The organism is Mycobacterium sp. NBC_00419 (genome assembly GCF_036023875.1).
Lineage (GTDB): Bacteria > Actinomycetota > Actinomycetes > Mycobacteriales > Mycobacteriaceae > Mycobacterium.
On the sequence record NZ_CP107931.1, the window covers coordinates 2,073,123 to 2,086,781 of the forward strand.

Genomic DNA, 13,659 nt, shown 5'->3' on the forward strand with positions numbered 1-13,659 from the left:
CCTAAGCCTGCGGCCCGTAGTGCTCGCGGTCGGCGGTGGCCAGCAGCCAGGAGTACTGGAACGCCGCCTCTTTCCAGCGCTCATAGCGGCCGCTGATTCCGCCGTGGCCTGCGGACATCTGGGTCTTGAGCAGAACCGGATGATCGTCGGTCTTCGTGTGTCGCAGTGCAGCAACCCATTTGGCCGGTTCCACGTAGAGCACCCGGGTGTCGTTGAGCGATGTCATCGCCAGGATGGCCGGGTAGTCCTTGGCATCGACGTTCTCATACGGCGAGTAGGACTTCATATAGAAGTAGACGTCCTTGTTCTCCAGCGGGTTTCCCCACTCGTCCCACTCCGTCACCGTCAAGGGCAGCGACGGATCCAGGATGCTGGTGAGCGGATCGACGAACGGGACCTGGGCGAGGATTCCGGCGAACAGGTGCGGCGCCAGATTGGCGACCGCGCCCATCAGCAGCCCGCCCGCGCTACCGCCGAGGGCGACGAGGTTCTGCGGCCGGGTCAGACCGCTGTCGATCAGATGCTCGGCGACGGCGATGAAGTCGGTGAAGGTGTTGCGCTTCTCGAGCAGCTTGCCACGCTCGTACCAGAGCCGGCCCATCTCTCCGCCGCCGCGAATGTGGGCGATGGCGAACACCATCCCCCGGTCCAGCAGCGACAGCCGGGCCACCGAGAATCGCGGGTCCTCGGAGGACTCGTAGGCGCCGTACCCGTACAGGACTGTGGGAGCGGGTGTTTCGATACCGGCGCGGTACACCAGCGAGATGGGCACCCGGGTGCCGTCGTCGGCGACGGCCCAGTCCCGGCGTTCGACGTAGTCCTCCCGGCGGTAGCCGCCCAGGACGGGTTGCTCACGCAGCAGAGTGCGTTCACCGGTGGCCAGGTCCAGGTCGTAGATCCGCAGCGGGGTGATGAAGGACGTGGTGCCGACCCGCAGTTTGGGGGCGACCCAGTTGGGGTTGCCCGCGAGGCCGGCCGACGTCAGTTCCGAGTCGAAGGTGATCTCCTCGGGCGTCCCGTAACCATCGGGCCCGATAGGCCATAGCTGGATGCGGGGCAACGCTTCTCGGCGATAGCTGACCACGAGGTGATCGCCGAACGCGTCGACACCGTCGAGGCGGACGTCGTCATGTCCGGCGATCAGCGTGCGCTGGGCGGCGGGGTCGGCGACCGGCGCCTCCACGAGGGTGAAGTTCACGGCACCGTCGTTGTGCAGGATCAGGAAGCGGTCCTCGCCGTCGACCACGGCGTGCTCCACCGAGTACTCGACGCCGTCACGGCGCGGCAGGATCGAGACGAATGTTGCTGCCGGGTCGGCGGCGTCGGCGACGAACACCTCCGAGGTGATCGCCGAGCCGGCGGCGATCATCACGTATGTGTTGCTGCGGGTGCGGCCGACCCCGATCCAGAATCGTTCGTCGGGCTCGTGGAACACCTGCTCGTCGGACCCGCTGGAGCCCAGACGGTGCCGCCACACGGTGTCGGGGCGCCACGCGTCGTCGACCGTCGTGAAGTAGACGGTTGCGTTGTCGGCTGCCCAGGTCACGCCGGAGGAGATTCCGGCGATCTCGTCGGGATAGAGCTCACCGGTGCGTAAGTCCTTGAACCGCAGCGTGTATCGCTCGTCGCCCACGACGTCGACGGAATACGCCAGCAGGTTGCCGTCCAGACTCACACTGCTGGCGCCGAGCGCGAAGAAGTCGTGCCCGTCGGCCAGATCGTTCTCGTCGAGCAGAATCTGCTCGCCGGGGACGTCGGTGTGCTCGTCGAACACCGGCGGGTTCCAGTCATCGGGATCGGACAGCGGGCACCGGCAGTGCACCCCGTACTGCTTGCCCTCGAAACTGCGCCCGTAGTACCACCAGTCACCCCGGCGGGTCGGTACCGAGAGGTCGGTCTCCTTGGTGCGCGACTTGATCTCGTCGAAGATCTTCTGCCGCAGCGGTTCCAGATACCCGGTCGCCTGGTCGGCATAGGAGTTCTCGGCCTCGAGATGGGCGATGACCTCGGGATCGGACTTCTCCCGCAGCCACTCGTAGGGGTCGACGAACACGTCGTCGTGGTGGACGCGGCGGGTGTCAACGCGCTTGGCGACGGGCGGGTTCATACGGTGGGTCCGATCCAGTCGGCGAACGAGAGTCCCGAAATTCGTTCGTAGGCTTCGATGTAGCGGGCCCGGGTGGCCTCGATGATGTCGTCGGGAAGCGGCGGCGGGGGTGCGGATCCGTAGCGGTCCCAGCCCGATTCCGGCCCGGTGAGCCAGTTGCGGACGAATTGTTTGTCGAAGCTGGGCTGCACGACACCTTGGGTGTAGGTGTCGGCGGGCCAGTACCGCGAGGAGTCCGGGGTGAACACCTCGTCGGCCAGCACCACCCGGTCATCGGCGTCGACGCCGAACTCGAACTTGGTGTCGGCGATGATGATGCCCTTGGTCAGGGCGTGGTCGGCGGCCTGGGTGTAGATCTGCAGCGTCCGCTCCTCGAGCTGGTTGGCCCGCACCGCGCCCACCAGTTCGATGACCTGAGCGAACGAGATGTTCTCGTCGTGCTCGCCGAACTCGGCCTTGGTCGCCGGGGTGAACAGCGGGGTCTCGAACTTGCTAGCCTCCCCCAGGCCCGGCGGCAGCGGGATGCCACAGACCGATCCGGTGCGCTGGTAGTCCAGCAGCCCCGATCCGGTGAGGTAGCCGCGGGCGACGCACTCGACGGGCACCATCTCCAAGCGCCGGACCACCAGTGCCCGGCCCAGCACCTCGCCGGGGATGCGCGGGTCGTCGGGTGGGCCGGCCAGATGGTTGGGGGCGTCTATGTAGTCGAAGAAGAAGACGCTCATCGCGGTGAGGATGCGGCCCTTGTCGGGGATGAGGCTGTCCAGGATGTAGTCGAACGCCGAGATCCGATCACTGGCGACGAAGAGCAGGTGCTCGTCGTCGATCCGGTAGATCTCGCGTACCTTGCCGCTGGCCAGATGTTGATAGTCGCTCAGAGCGGGGCGCATCGGGTCAGCCTATCGGCCGCTCAGCGGACCCGACTGTGCTGGGATCGAGCCATGAGATCGCGGTATCTGCCCTATGCCACCACACCGGGTCGACTGCTGGTGCAGTTGGTCACCGATCTGCTGGTCATCCTGTGGGCCGTCCTGTGGGTCACGGTGGGTCTGGGCGTCCATTCCGCCATCGCGACCATCTCGAGTGTGGGACGCCAGGTCAACGACAGCGCCAACGGGCTCTCCGACAGCCTTCATTCGGCCGGCGACAGTGTGCACGGCGTCCCACTGATCGGCGACACCATGTCCAAACCGCTGCGCGCGGCCGGCGAGGCGGCGCTCGATCTGGCCGGGGCCGGCCACGAGCTGGACACCACGGCGGCGTGGCTGGCGGTGCTGCTGGCGATCGCGGTCGCCGCCCCGCCGATCCTGGCGGTAGGCATGCCGTGGTTGTTCCTGCGGATCCGGTTCTTCCGGCGCAAGTTGACGGTGGTCGCGCTGGCCAGGACGAACGCCGGGGTGCAGCTGCTGGCGCTGCGGGCCCTGGCCAACCGTCCGCTACGCAAGCTGACCGAGATCAGCCTCGATCCGGTCGGGGCGTGGCGGCATGACGATCCGATGGCGGTCCGGGGGCTTGCCGCCCTGGAACTGCGGTCGGCGGGCGTCGGGCCGCCGCGGTACTGGCGAAGCCCCGGGGCCTAGTTCTGCAGGGATCCGGGCGGCCAGTCGACGCCGATCTCGTCGCAGATCGGCGGAATGATGATGAGCGATCCGCGCGGGCTGCAGAACGGCGTGCCCGGCGGCGGCCCCGAGGGTGCCGGTGGGGCGTTGCGGACCGGCGGTGTATTTCCGGCGTAGATGAAGCTGCCCAGCGGATTGCCCTTGAGGTCGACCATCGTCACATTGCCCGTGCCGGGCGGCACGTAGTACCAGGTGTGGCAGGTGTTCATGTCCCAGCGGATGTTGTCGAACGGCAATGTCTGACCCGGGCACCAGCCGTTGCCCTGCTCAGGAACTGCCTGTGCGGTGCCGGTGCCCACTGCTGCGAGCGCAGCGATCGCCGCTCCGGCCGCGACGGCTACCGCTGCGTGCCGCGAAATTGATGCCATTACTTCGTTCCCATCATCTGGTGCTCTGTCGACATCCAGTTCACCGGCGCATCGGTGCTACCGATCCCAACAAATTGTCTACAGCGTCAATCGGCGGACGAAGGGCTTTCGTTAGGCCGTCAGAACTTCAGCATCGCGCCGGCGTCGACCTTGAACTGGCTGCCGGTGATGTAGCGCGACTCGTCGGAGGCCAGAAAGCACACCACCGCGGAGATGTCCTCGGGCTCGACATACGGCACCGGCATGGCCTGCATCATGGGGAACACCAGCAGGGCGTCGTCGCGGGTCGGGTTGTCCAGGTCGGGCCGGAACTGCTTGTACATCGGGTCGCTGTTGAGCATGTTGGTGTTGCAGTTGGTCGGGTGAATCACGTTGGCCCGGATCGACATTGGCGCCAGCTGCCCGGCGAGCTGCTTGGTGTAGGAGTCCACCAACTGCTTGGCGTAGCTGTATCCCGCACCGCCGGGGCCGCCCGGCCCGCCTGCCCCGGCGGGTTGGCTGTTGGCGATCAAGGCAGCGATCGAGCCGGTGGTGATGATCGATGCGCCCGCCTTCAGATATGGCAGCGCGGCATGGACGGTGTTGACCACACCGACGAAGTCGACGTCGAAGGCATCGGCGAACGCAGTGATCGGCAGCCCGTCGCCCAGCGGGCAGATGCCGGCGTTCGCGACGACGATGTCCAGACTGCCGCCGAGTTCGGCCACCGCATTGGCCAGTTCGACGGCCACTGCCGCTCGATCGCGGACGTCGACTTGCGCCGTCACCGCCCGCCGGCCGGTCTTTTCGACTTCCAGGCCCGCCTCTTCGAGGTCATGGGGTGTAGCCAGCGGATAGCCGTTGGTCTCGATGTCCCGGCAGATGTCGAAGAGGATGACGTCGGCGCCTTCTTCGGCCAGCTTGACCGCGTGACTGCGGCCCTGCCCACGGGCCGCACCGGTCACCAGAGCGACTTTGCCCTGCACTCGTCCCATATCGATGCCTTTCGGGTTACCGGCCAGCGGCGTAGCACTGGGCATGCCCGACGCATTTGGCTTGATCCAAGCGAACGCACATGCGGCACAACCTTTCTGACAGGTGTGAGGCGTCCATCTCCCATTCCGGGGCTGGCGCCCAGGTGGGTGGTAATCAGCTTACCGACAGAGCCCGTCGCGCCGACGGGGTTTTGACCGATCGATCCGACGTTGACCCCGCGGGGGCTGCACAACGACATGCCCTGCGGCCGCCCCGGCGACGAGGGCGCGGGCGCCAGTAGAGGCGGGGTGTCCCCGGCGTAGCTCAGCCTTGACAGCAGTGCGGCCTAGCCCGCATCATAAATCAATCAAGCGATCGATTAAATGAGTGCTCGACCGTCTGCTGTGCATCGTTTCCACGGAACCGCCTGTCACAGAGTCGCTTTGGGATACAGGAGGTTCACCATGACCGCGACCGCCCTACCCGGAGAGTGGGTCAAGAACGCCCCCGGTCTCGACGACCTGGCAGGCGAGTACAACCTGCGAATCTCCACCGACCGCTACCGCTCGCAGGAGTACGCCGAGCGCGAACGCGAGGCGATCTGGATGAAGACCTGGCAAGTCGCCGGCCGCGCCGACGAGCTGCCCAAGGTGGGTGACTGGAAGGTTCACGCGATCCTCGATCAGTCCTTCATCATCGTGCGGGGCAAGGACGAGAAACTCCGCGGATTCGTCAATGCCTGCCGGCACCGCGGCAACATGTTGTGCCAGGGCACCGGCAACGCCAAGCGCGGTTTCCTGTGCCAGTACCACCTGTGGTCCTACGACCTCGAGGGCAAGCTCAAAGGCCTGCTGCGCGAAGCCGAGGCCGGCCCGCTCGACAAGAGCGAGAACGGGTTGATCGAGGTGCCGGTGGACACGTTCGGCGGGTTCGTCTTCCTCAACCCGGACCCCGCGGCCCCGCCGCTGGCCGAGTGGCTCGGCCACGAGGCGATGTCCACGCTCGAGCCGTACCACCTCGAGCAGATGTCGACGGTCATGAACGTCCGCGAGGCGCTGGACTGCAACTGGAAAGTCGTCATGGACGCCTTCAACGAGGGCTACCACGTCAACGGTGTCCACCCACAGCTGCTGGCGGTCCTCAACATCCAGCCGGAGACCACGCGTTACAAGTTCTTCGAGAACCACACCATCGCCATGGCGCCCTTCGAGGTCGTCGGCGCGACGCCGGAGAAGCAGGTGGAGGGGACACTCGCCCTTCCCGAGACCTTCCCTGGGACGGTCGCGGTGATCCCGCGCTTTCAGGAACTCGTCAAGGAGTACACCGGCGATGACGGGTCCATCGCCTTCCCCGAGGGCGTCACAGCGCGCACGCTGCTCCAGAACGCCACCCGCGCGCATCTGAACGAGATGGGCCTGGACGTCAGCGGCCTGACCGACGACCAGATGAGCGACAACCACGGCTGGTTTCTGTTCCCCAACTTCATGATGACCATCCGGGCCGGTGAGTGTCACGTGATCCTGTCGATGCCGCACCCCGACGGTGACCCCAACCGGTGCATCTGGCATGTCGCCAGCTACATGTACCTGCCTGCGGAGATGGCCGACGCCTTCACGGCGGATCTGATCGAGGTCGACACACCCGGCAGCTACAAGTATTTCGAAGCGCTGCAACAGGATTACGAACAGATGCAGCGCCAGCAGGCAGGATTGCGCAACCAGAGTCTCGATCACCTCACACTGGTGACCGAAGAAGTCGTCGTCGCCAAATTCCACGACACCCTGGATCGCTGGATGGCCGGAAAGGGAACACGATGAACCTCGAGGATCGGATCTCACTGCATAACCGGATGGCCCGCGCCTACGGCGACGCCTATCTGCGCCAGGGTGTGCAGGACGGCGAGAAGTTCGTCGACGTGTGGAAGTTCCACCCGGACTGCATGTACGCCTCGCCGTACTTCACCGGTGACGAAGCCTTCAAGCTCAGCGAGTTCCCTGAGGAGTCGGCCCGCGCATCCACGATGGAGGCCAAGGTCTATTCACTGCGGTTCCCGGACTGGAAGCCGGTCGACTTCCGGCATTGGCCCGCCGACAACGGTTTCGTGATGAAGACCCGCTGGCAGGGCACCAATTCCGACACCGGCGAGGTCATGGGCTTCTACTCCTACAGCTTCGTCGACACCGACGACGACGGTGAGGTGACGCGCTGGGAGACCCACGTCAACAGCGAGTACAGCGACTTCCTCGATGTCGCGATCGGTGTGCACGGCCCGTTCCACGGCACCCACGAGTACACCGACGCGCTGGAACGCCGACTGGCCGAAGAGGGAGTGACGGTGTGATGCGCGATGTCGCCGATGTCATCGACGACTACACCGGGCGCTCGCGGACGATCCTGGAGTACAGCCTGCTGATGAAGCGGCTCGTGGATGACGCCAAGCAACCGGGCTTCAGCCCCGAGTCCTGGGCGCCGCTGGCCGAGCTGATCGACACCGCGGACTTCGTGCGGGTCGGGAACTTCAAAGAGGTGATGAACTGGGACTCTTACGTCGGCTTCCTGACCGACTGGGCCGGCTCGTCGGAGTGGGACTGCTCATTCAAGCGGGTCACCGAGGCCGGGGGCGTGGTGTTCCTGGAGCTCGAAGAGCGCAGCAGGATAGGGGATTTCAGCAACTCGGTGAACTCGCTGTCGGTCTACGAGTTCACCGCAGCGGGCAAGATCGCCCGCATCGAGGTGTACCTGCAGATGGCCCTGCCCGATCCGGCGATACTCGCGAGTTACTCGAACGTCGAGATCTGAACCGCTGGCCGGTGTGCAATGGACACCGTGGTCCAACATGACGTCTTCGACGCGCACTTCCACATCGTCGACCTGCGCTTCCCGCTGGTCGCCAACAACGGCTATCTGCCCGGGCCGTTCACCGCGGGCGACTATCTCGCCCGGGTAGGCGCACTGAACGTCACCGGCGGTGCCGTGGTCAGCGGATCATTTCAGGCCTTCGACCAGAGCTATCTGAAAGAGGCTCTGGCACAGCTGGGATCGTCGTTCGTGGGTGTCACACAATTGCCCGCCGAGGTCAGTGACGCGCAGATACTCGATCTGGACGAGGCCGGCGTGCGGGCAGTGCGGTTCAATCTCTACCGCGGTGGATCGGCGGCCCTGGCCGACGTCGACACGCTCGGGCGCCGGGTTCACGAGGTGGCCGGCTGGCATTCGGAGTTCTACCTCGACGCAGCCGATCTCGGTGAGCTCGAGCCCATTCTCGCCGCGCTTCCACAGATCAGCATCGACCATCTCGGCATGTCCGACGACGACAGCGGGGCCCTGCTCGGGCTCGCCGAGGCGGGGGCTGTCGTCAAGGCGACCGGGTTCGGCCGGATGTCCGTGAGCGATCCGGAGTCGTTGATGCGCAATATCATTCGCGCCAACCCGGCAAGTTTGGTGTTCGGGAGCGATCTTCCGTCGACACGGGCCGCGACGCCGTTCCAGGACAGCGATATCGACCGGGTGGCCGACGCCGTCGGCCCCGAGAATGCCGGCGCGGTGCTGAACGGCAATGCCCGCCGCCTGTACCGGCTTACCGCTGGTGAATGAAGAGCTGGCCCCGCAGCAGCTTTTTCAGTCCTGCCACGGTGGCGGTGTACTCCCCTGTCGGCGGTGAGCCCGCCGCGTACTCGTTGAGACCGCGGAAGATCAGGTAGACGGCGTTGGCCGCGCTGTCGACGTCGACGCCTGCGCCGAGTTCCTTGTCGCGCGCACCTTGCTCGAGGATGCTGCGGATCAGACCGCGCAAGGCGACGAAGCGGGTGTCACTGTTCTCGGCCAGGTGCAGTTCCCGGGGACTCTCGGCCCGGATGGCCCGATCGAAGGCGACCGCCAGTGGGTAGTCGCGCATCACTTGGACGCTCTCGTCGAGCACGGCCATCAGCTTGTCGAGGGTTGAGGCGTTACGGTCGGCGGCGTGCGCCAGCCGGGGCACCGCGATGGTGGCCACCTCGTCGAAGGTGGCCTTGACCAGTTCGGCTTTGTTCGGAAAGTAGTGGTAGAGACTGCCGCTGGTCATCTGGGCCCGGCGGGCGATCTCGCGGATGGTGGCCCTGGAATAGCCGACCTCGGCGACACAGCGCATCGTCGCATCGAGAATCCGCCTGCGCGTCTCCTCACTGTTGGCGCCGACCGGCCTGCCGAGGAGCGATGAACTGGCCGGTGCTCCGCCTTTGGATTTCGCCATCGTCGTTCGAAGCTTCTCACAGCTGCGGGGCCATGGCCGTCACCTCACCCCACAATCAATCATCCGATCAATACTGTTAGGGTCCGCAGATGGCAGAACTCACAGGCAGCGTCGCAGTGATCACCGGCGCGGCCCGCGGTCAGGGTCGAAGTCACGCAGTGGCGCTGGCCGCCGAGGGTGCCGACATCATCGCGATCGACCGCTGCGCCGACATCGACTCGATCCCCTATCCGCTGGGCACCAAGGCCGACCTCGACGAGACCGTGGCGGCAATCGAGGCCCTCGGCCGCCGGGCAGTGTCGGTCATCGCCGACGTGCGCGATCTCGATGCTCTGACGGCCGGAGTGCACAGCGGCATCGACCAACTCGGCGAGGTCGACATCGTCATCGCCAACGCCGGGGTGGTCGCGATCGGAATCAAGGACCCGCTGGATGCACAGCTGTACAAGGACATCGTCGACACCAACCTGACCGGTGTCTGGCACACCATCGTCGCGACGGTGCCGTCCATCATCCGCAAGGGCCAGGGCGGGTCGATCGTGCTGACCAGCTCTGCACAGGGGTTGGTGGGCCGCGGCGGAGACGGCAGCGCGGCGATGTTCGCCTATGCCGCAGCCAAGCACGGCGTCGTAGGCCTGATGCGCTCTGCGGCGAATGCCTATGCGCAGCACAAGATCCGGGTCAATTCGGTGCATCCGACAGGCGTGGCGACGCCGATGATCATGAACGAGTTCGTCGCGAAGCGGATCCAGGAGAACCCCAACGCATCGGCACTATCCGCCAACCTGCTTCCGGTTCCCTACGTGGAATCCGAGGACGTCACCAACGCCATCATGTGGCTGGTCAGCCCCAAGGCTCGCAACGTCACCGGCGTGACGTTGCCGGTCGACGCCGGCCACGCGGTCATGTGAGCAGGCCGGCTCAGCCGAACTCGACGTAGAGATGCCGGATGCCGGTGTGCCGGTTACTACGTGCCCACTCCACCGGCTTGGTCACGTTGATCTCGTCGAACCGGCCGAGCAGCTCCTCGTAGAGCACCCGTAGCTCCAGCCGGGCCAGGTTGGCTCCCAGGCAGTAATGCACGCCCTGACCGAAACCCAAGTGCGGGTTACGCTTCCGCCCGACATCGAAGGTGTCGGGATTCTCAAACACCGCCGCGTCGCGGTTGGCCGAGCCCTCCCACACCAGCACCTTGTCTCCGGCGCGGATCGCCTGCCCACCCAGTTCGGTGTCGCGGGTTGCGGTGCGCCGCTTCGACGGTGACGGGGAGGTCCAGCGGATCATCTCCTCGATCGCCGTCGGTAAGAGCTCCGGATCGTCCTGGAGGCGCCGGTATTGGTCGGGGTTCTGCGCCAGCGCCAGCAGACCGCCGGCCACCCCGTTGCGGGTGGTCTCCGCGCCGGCGCTGAACAGCAGGGAAAAGAACATGTACAGCTCGAGGTCGGACAGCGACGGCGCCTCGGCGTCGTCGACTGTCGCGTTGGCCACCACTGAGAGCATGTCGTCGGTGGGCTGCGCGCGCTTCGCGGCGATCAACTCGGTGCCGTAGGCGAACATCCGCGAGCCGGCGTCCTCCACCGACCCTGCCTTTTCGAACGAGTGCGGTCCCACTTCGCCGCGGCGCGAGTCGCCGAAGTCGAAGGTCGGCTCGATGGCCTGGAACAGCCAATGCCGCTCTGTCTCAGGGACTCCCAGCAGGATGCAGATCATCTGCATCGGCAGCTCGGCGGCGACGTCGACGAGGAAGTCGAACGCCACCCCGGGCTGCACGCCGTCGAGCAACGCCCTGGCCCGGTGCCGCAGGTCGTCCTCGACCCGGCGGATCATCCGCGGTGTCAGACCGGAGCTGACCAGCCGCCGGATGTAGGTGTGGCGCGGGTCGTCCATCATGTTGAGCACCTGACCGGCGACGGGCAGGTCCTGCAGCAGGGTACCGCCGTACGGCCGCGCTCCCCCGGTCACCGAGGAGAACGTCTCCGCATCACGAAGCACCGCAAGGGTTTCCGCGTGGGTAGCCACCGACCAGAAGCCCTCGCCGTCCGGGGTGTGCTCGGTCGGCTCGTGCCAGTACACCGGGGCCTCGCGGCGGTGGACTTCGAACAGGTGGTGCGGGAAGCCGTCGGCGAAGTTGTCGAGGTCGGTGAAGTCGATGTCCCTGAGCGACATGGGATTACAGGATCGCGCCGGGGGTGTACTTGGCGGCGTCAGGGTAGGCGCTGACCAAGTCGTCGACTGCGGCGATCACCTGGTCGACCTGACTGGCGGCCGCGCCGGTGAACGCCTTCCTGTCGGCCAGGGCGGCATCGAGTGCCGCCCGGTCCAGCGGCAGCCGATCATCGGCGGCCAGGCGGTCGAGCAGGTCGGGCTCTTGACCCTTCTCCCGCATCGCCAGTGCGACCGCAACGGCATGTTCCTTGATGACCTCGTGCGCGGTCTCGCGTCCCACCCCGGCGCGCACCGCGGCAATCAGCACCTTGGTGGTGGCCAGGAACGGCAGGTAGCGATCGAGCTCGCGCTGGATCACCGCCGGGTAGGCGCCGAACTCGTCGAGCACCGTCAGGAAGGTCTCGATCTGCCCGTCAACGGCGAAGAAGGCGTCCGGTAGCGCGACCCGGCGCACCACCGAGCAGAACACGTCGCCTTCATTCCATTGCGCCCCAGCCAGTTCCGCAGCCATCGACCCGTACCCGCGCAGGATCACCTGCAGTCCGTTGACCCGCTCGCAGCTGCGGGTGTTCATCTTGTGCGGCATGGCCGACGAACCGACCTGCCCCTGCGCGAAGCCCTCGGTCACCAGTTCGTGGCCGGCCATCAACCGCACGGTGTGCGCGAACGACGACGGACCCGCACCGAGTTGCACCAGCGCTGAGACCACGTCGTGGTCCAGTGAACGGGGATACACCTGGCCGACGCTGGCGAAAACCGCTGAGAAGCCGAGGAATTCGGCAACCCGGCGTTCCAACTCGGCGAGCCGGTCGGCGTCGCCGTCGAACAGATCCAGCATGTCCTGTGCGGTACCCATCGGCCCCTTGATGCCGCGCAGCGGGTAGCGGTCGATCAGCTCGCGGATGCGGGTCAACGCGATCAGGGTCTCCTCGGCCGCCGAGGCGAACCGCTTGCCCAGCGTGGTGGCCTGGGCGGCGACGTTGTGGCTGCGCCCGGCCATCACCAGATCCCGGTAGGTGGCGGCGCGCTCGCCGAGCCGAGCCACCACCGCCACACCGTGAGCGTGCACGAGTTCCAGTGATCGCCGGATTTGCAGCTGCTCGACGTTCTCGGTCAGGTCGCGGCTGGTCATGCCCTTGTGCACATGCTCGTGGCCGGCCAGGGCGTTGAACTCCTCGATGCGGGCTTTCACATCGTGGCGGGTGACCCGTTCGCGGGCGGCGATCGAACCGAGGTCGACCTGGTCGAGCACCCGCTCGTAGTCCTCGAGGACGCCGTCGGGCACGTCCACGCCCAGTTCCTTCTGCGCGCGCAGCACCGCCAGCCACAGCCGTCGTTCGGCCAGGATCTTGGCCTCCGGCGACCAAATCGCCACCATCTCGGCGCTTGCATACCGGGTGGCCAGGACATTCGGGATCGTCACAACCGATTAGCTTACGGTTTGCGATATGCACTTCGTCGGGGTCGACCTCGCGTGGGGGTTGCGGAATCCGACGGGCCTGGCCGTCGTGGACGCAGCGGGGGCGCTCGTGCATGTCAGCGCCGCCGGTGACGACGACGACGTGCTGGCCCAGCTGGCACCCTATGTCGCCGGGCCGTGTGTGGTGGCGATCGACGCCCCACTCGTGGTCGTCAACCCGACCGGCACCCGACCGTGCGAGACCGCGCTGAACCGGGACTTCCGTCGCTTCGACGCCGGAGCTCATCCCGCCAACACCGGTCTGGCCTGGTTCGCCGACGGCGGCCGCGGCGCACGGTTGTGCCGAACGCTGAATCTCGATCTCGACCCGCGCTCGGCGTCAGTGCGGCGGGCGCTCGAGGTGTATCCGCACGCCGCCGCCGTGGTGCTCTTCGGGCTCGACCGCACCCTGAAGTACAAGCAGAAGCAGGGCCGGGACTTCGCTCTGCTGCAGTCCGAGCTGGGCAGGCTCGTCGACTACATCGAGGGTTTGCCGGATCTGGGCCTGGATCACCCCGGATGGCAGGCCCTCGTCACCTCGGTGCGCTCGGCGACGACCAAGGCCCAGTTGCGACGGGCCGAGGACCCGGTCGATGCGGTGCTGTGCGCCTACGTCGCGCGGCTGGTCGCCGAACGACCCGAGGACGTGACGATCTATGGGGAACCAGCCACCGGGTGCATCGTCACACCCACGCCGAGATCGACGTAATGGTGCTGTGCACTTGACCTTTCGCGCCCGTTTGTCGGTGTGGGCG

At 66.3% G+C, this 13,659-nt stretch carries 14 protein-coding genes; 7 read left to right on the forward strand and 7 right to left on the reverse strand.

The window, feature by feature from the left end; genetic code table 11:
• Window position 1: 1 nt before the first annotated feature.
• A complete protein-coding gene (locus OG976_RS09760; protein WP_328361153.1) occupies window positions 2-2,107 on the reverse strand; it encodes a S9 family peptidase in 2,106 nt (701 codons plus the stop codon).
• The gene (locus OG976_RS09765) at window positions 2,104-2,997 is read right to left on the reverse strand and encodes a phosphoribosylaminoimidazolesuccinocarboxamide synthase (protein WP_328361155.1); all 894 of its coding nucleotides are present in this window, start codon (window positions 2,995-2,997) and stop codon (window positions 2,104-2,106) included. The genes OG976_RS09760 and OG976_RS09765 overlap by 4 nt, the downstream gene beginning before the upstream one ends.
• Window positions 2,998-3,048: 51 nt before the next feature.
• Here OG976_RS09765 and OG976_RS09770 point away from each other — a divergent pair, with 51 nt between their 5' ends.
• Entirely contained in the window at window positions 3,049-3,687 is a 639-nt protein-coding gene (locus tag OG976_RS09770; RefSeq protein ID WP_328361157.1) for a hypothetical protein, read from the forward strand.
• Here the strand turns inward: OG976_RS09770 and OG976_RS09775 are convergent.
• Together OG976_RS09775 and OG976_RS09780 are read right to left on the reverse strand one after the other, a co-directional pair.
• Entirely contained in the window at window positions 3,684-4,094 is a 411-nt protein-coding gene (locus tag OG976_RS09775; protein WP_328361159.1) for a hypothetical protein, read from the reverse strand. The two genes, OG976_RS09770 and OG976_RS09775, sit on opposite strands and share 4 nt — an antisense overlap.
• A gap of 119 nt (window positions 4,095-4,213) precedes the next feature.
• Window positions 4,214-5,068: a mycofactocin-coupled SDR family oxidoreductase gene (locus tag OG976_RS09780; RefSeq protein WP_328363345.1), complete on the reverse strand. Its 855-nt coding sequence runs from the start codon at window positions 5,066-5,068 to the stop codon at window positions 4,214-4,216.
• Window positions 5,069-5,512: 444 nt separating this feature from the next.
• On the opposite strand from OG976_RS09780, the gene OG976_RS09785 reads away from it, so the two are divergent.
• From OG976_RS09785 to OG976_RS09800, 4 genes are read left to right on the forward strand one after another with little or no spacing between them, the layout of a single operon-like run.
• Window positions 5,513-6,865, forward strand: a complete 1,353-nt coding sequence (locus OG976_RS09785) for an aromatic ring-hydroxylating oxygenase subunit alpha (protein WP_328361162.1) — start codon at window positions 5,513-5,515, stop codon at window positions 6,863-6,865.
• Window positions 6,862-7,389: a hypothetical protein gene (locus OG976_RS09790; protein ID WP_328361166.1), complete on the forward strand. Its 528-nt coding sequence runs from the start codon at window positions 6,862-6,864 to the stop codon at window positions 7,387-7,389. Before OG976_RS09785 ends, OG976_RS09790 begins: the two co-directional genes overlap by 4 nt.
• Window positions 7,389-7,847, forward strand: coding sequence for a hypothetical protein (locus tag OG976_RS09795; RefSeq protein ID WP_328363348.1), 459 nt, complete (start codon window positions 7,389-7,391; stop codon window positions 7,845-7,847). Before OG976_RS09790 ends, OG976_RS09795 begins: the two co-directional genes overlap by 1 nt.
• Before the next feature lie 18 nt (window positions 7,848-7,865).
• Window positions 7,866-8,642, forward strand: coding sequence for an amidohydrolase family protein (locus OG976_RS09800; protein WP_328361169.1), 777 nt, complete (start codon window positions 7,866-7,868; stop codon window positions 8,640-8,642).
• Here the strand turns inward: OG976_RS09800 and OG976_RS09805 are convergent.
• Window positions 8,626-9,279: a TetR/AcrR family transcriptional regulator gene (locus OG976_RS09805; protein WP_328361172.1), complete on the reverse strand. Its 654-nt coding sequence runs from the start codon at window positions 9,277-9,279 to the stop codon at window positions 8,626-8,628. The two genes, OG976_RS09800 and OG976_RS09805, sit on opposite strands and share 17 nt — an antisense overlap.
• An 89-nt stretch (window positions 9,280-9,368) precedes the next feature.
• Here OG976_RS09805 and OG976_RS09810 point away from each other — a divergent pair, with 89 nt between their 5' ends.
• A complete protein-coding gene (locus tag OG976_RS09810) occupies window positions 9,369-10,190 on the forward strand; it encodes a mycofactocin-coupled SDR family oxidoreductase (RefSeq protein WP_328361175.1) in 822 nt (273 codons plus the stop codon).
• Window positions 10,191-10,200: 10 nt separating this feature from the next.
• Here OG976_RS09810 and OG976_RS09815 read toward each other — a convergent pair whose 3' ends face one another.
• Complete coding sequence (locus OG976_RS09815; RefSeq protein WP_328361178.1) at window positions 10,201-11,445, reverse strand: cytochrome P450; 1,245 nt, start codon at window positions 11,443-11,445, stop codon at window positions 10,201-10,203.
• 4 nt (window positions 11,446-11,449) lie between these two features.
• Window positions 11,450-12,868, reverse strand: a complete 1,419-nt coding sequence (purB, locus tag OG976_RS09820) for an adenylosuccinate lyase (protein WP_328361181.1) — start codon at window positions 12,866-12,868, stop codon at window positions 11,450-11,452.
• 25 nt (window positions 12,869-12,893) lie between these two features.
• On the opposite strand from purB, the gene OG976_RS09825 reads away from it, so the two are divergent.
• Complete coding sequence (locus tag OG976_RS09825; RefSeq protein WP_328361184.1) at window positions 12,894-13,613, forward strand: DUF429 domain-containing protein; 720 nt, start codon at window positions 12,894-12,896, stop codon at window positions 13,611-13,613.
• Window positions 13,614-13,659: the final 46 nt, after the last annotated feature.

Excerpts from the sequence above, each read along its gene's own strand:
- OG976_RS09760 (WP_328361153.1), bottom strand. The coding sequence starts at position 2,107 with ATGAACCCGCCCGTCGCCAAGCGCGTTGACACCCGCCGCGTCCACCAC.
- OG976_RS09765 (WP_328361155.1), bottom strand. The coding sequence starts at position 2,997 with ATGCGCCCCGCTCTGAGCGACTATCAACATCTGGCCAGCGGCAAGGTA.
- OG976_RS09770 (WP_328361157.1), top strand. The coding sequence starts at position 3,049 with ATGAGATCGCGGTATCTGCCCTATGCCACCACACCGGGTCGACTGCTG.
- OG976_RS09775 (WP_328361159.1), bottom strand. The coding sequence starts at position 4,094 with ATGGCATCAATTTCGCGGCACGCAGCGGTAGCCGTCGCGGCCGGAGCG.
- OG976_RS09780 (WP_328363345.1), bottom strand. The coding sequence starts at position 5,068 with ATGGGACGAGTGCAGGGCAAAGTCGCTCTGGTGACCGGTGCGGCCCGT.
- OG976_RS09785 (WP_328361162.1), top strand. The coding sequence starts at position 5,513 with ATGACCGCGACCGCCCTACCCGGAGAGTGGGTCAAGAACGCCCCCGGT.
- OG976_RS09790 (WP_328361166.1), top strand. The coding sequence starts at position 6,862 with ATGAACCTCGAGGATCGGATCTCACTGCATAACCGGATGGCCCGCGCC.
- OG976_RS09795 (WP_328363348.1), top strand. The coding sequence starts at position 7,389 with ATGCGCGATGTCGCCGATGTCATCGACGACTACACCGGGCGCTCGCGG.
- OG976_RS09800 (WP_328361169.1), top strand. The coding sequence starts at position 7,866 with ATGGACACCGTGGTCCAACATGACGTCTTCGACGCGCACTTCCACATC.
- OG976_RS09805 (WP_328361172.1), bottom strand. The coding sequence starts at position 9,279 with ATGGCGAAATCCAAAGGCGGAGCACCGGCCAGTTCATCGCTCCTCGGC.
- OG976_RS09810 (WP_328361175.1), top strand. The coding sequence starts at position 9,369 with ATGGCAGAACTCACAGGCAGCGTCGCAGTGATCACCGGCGCGGCCCGC.
- OG976_RS09815 (WP_328361178.1), bottom strand. The coding sequence starts at position 11,445 with ATGTCGCTCAGGGACATCGACTTCACCGACCTCGACAACTTCGCCGAC.
- OG976_RS09825 (WP_328361184.1), top strand. The coding sequence starts at position 12,894 with ATGCACTTCGTCGGGGTCGACCTCGCGTGGGGGTTGCGGAATCCGACG.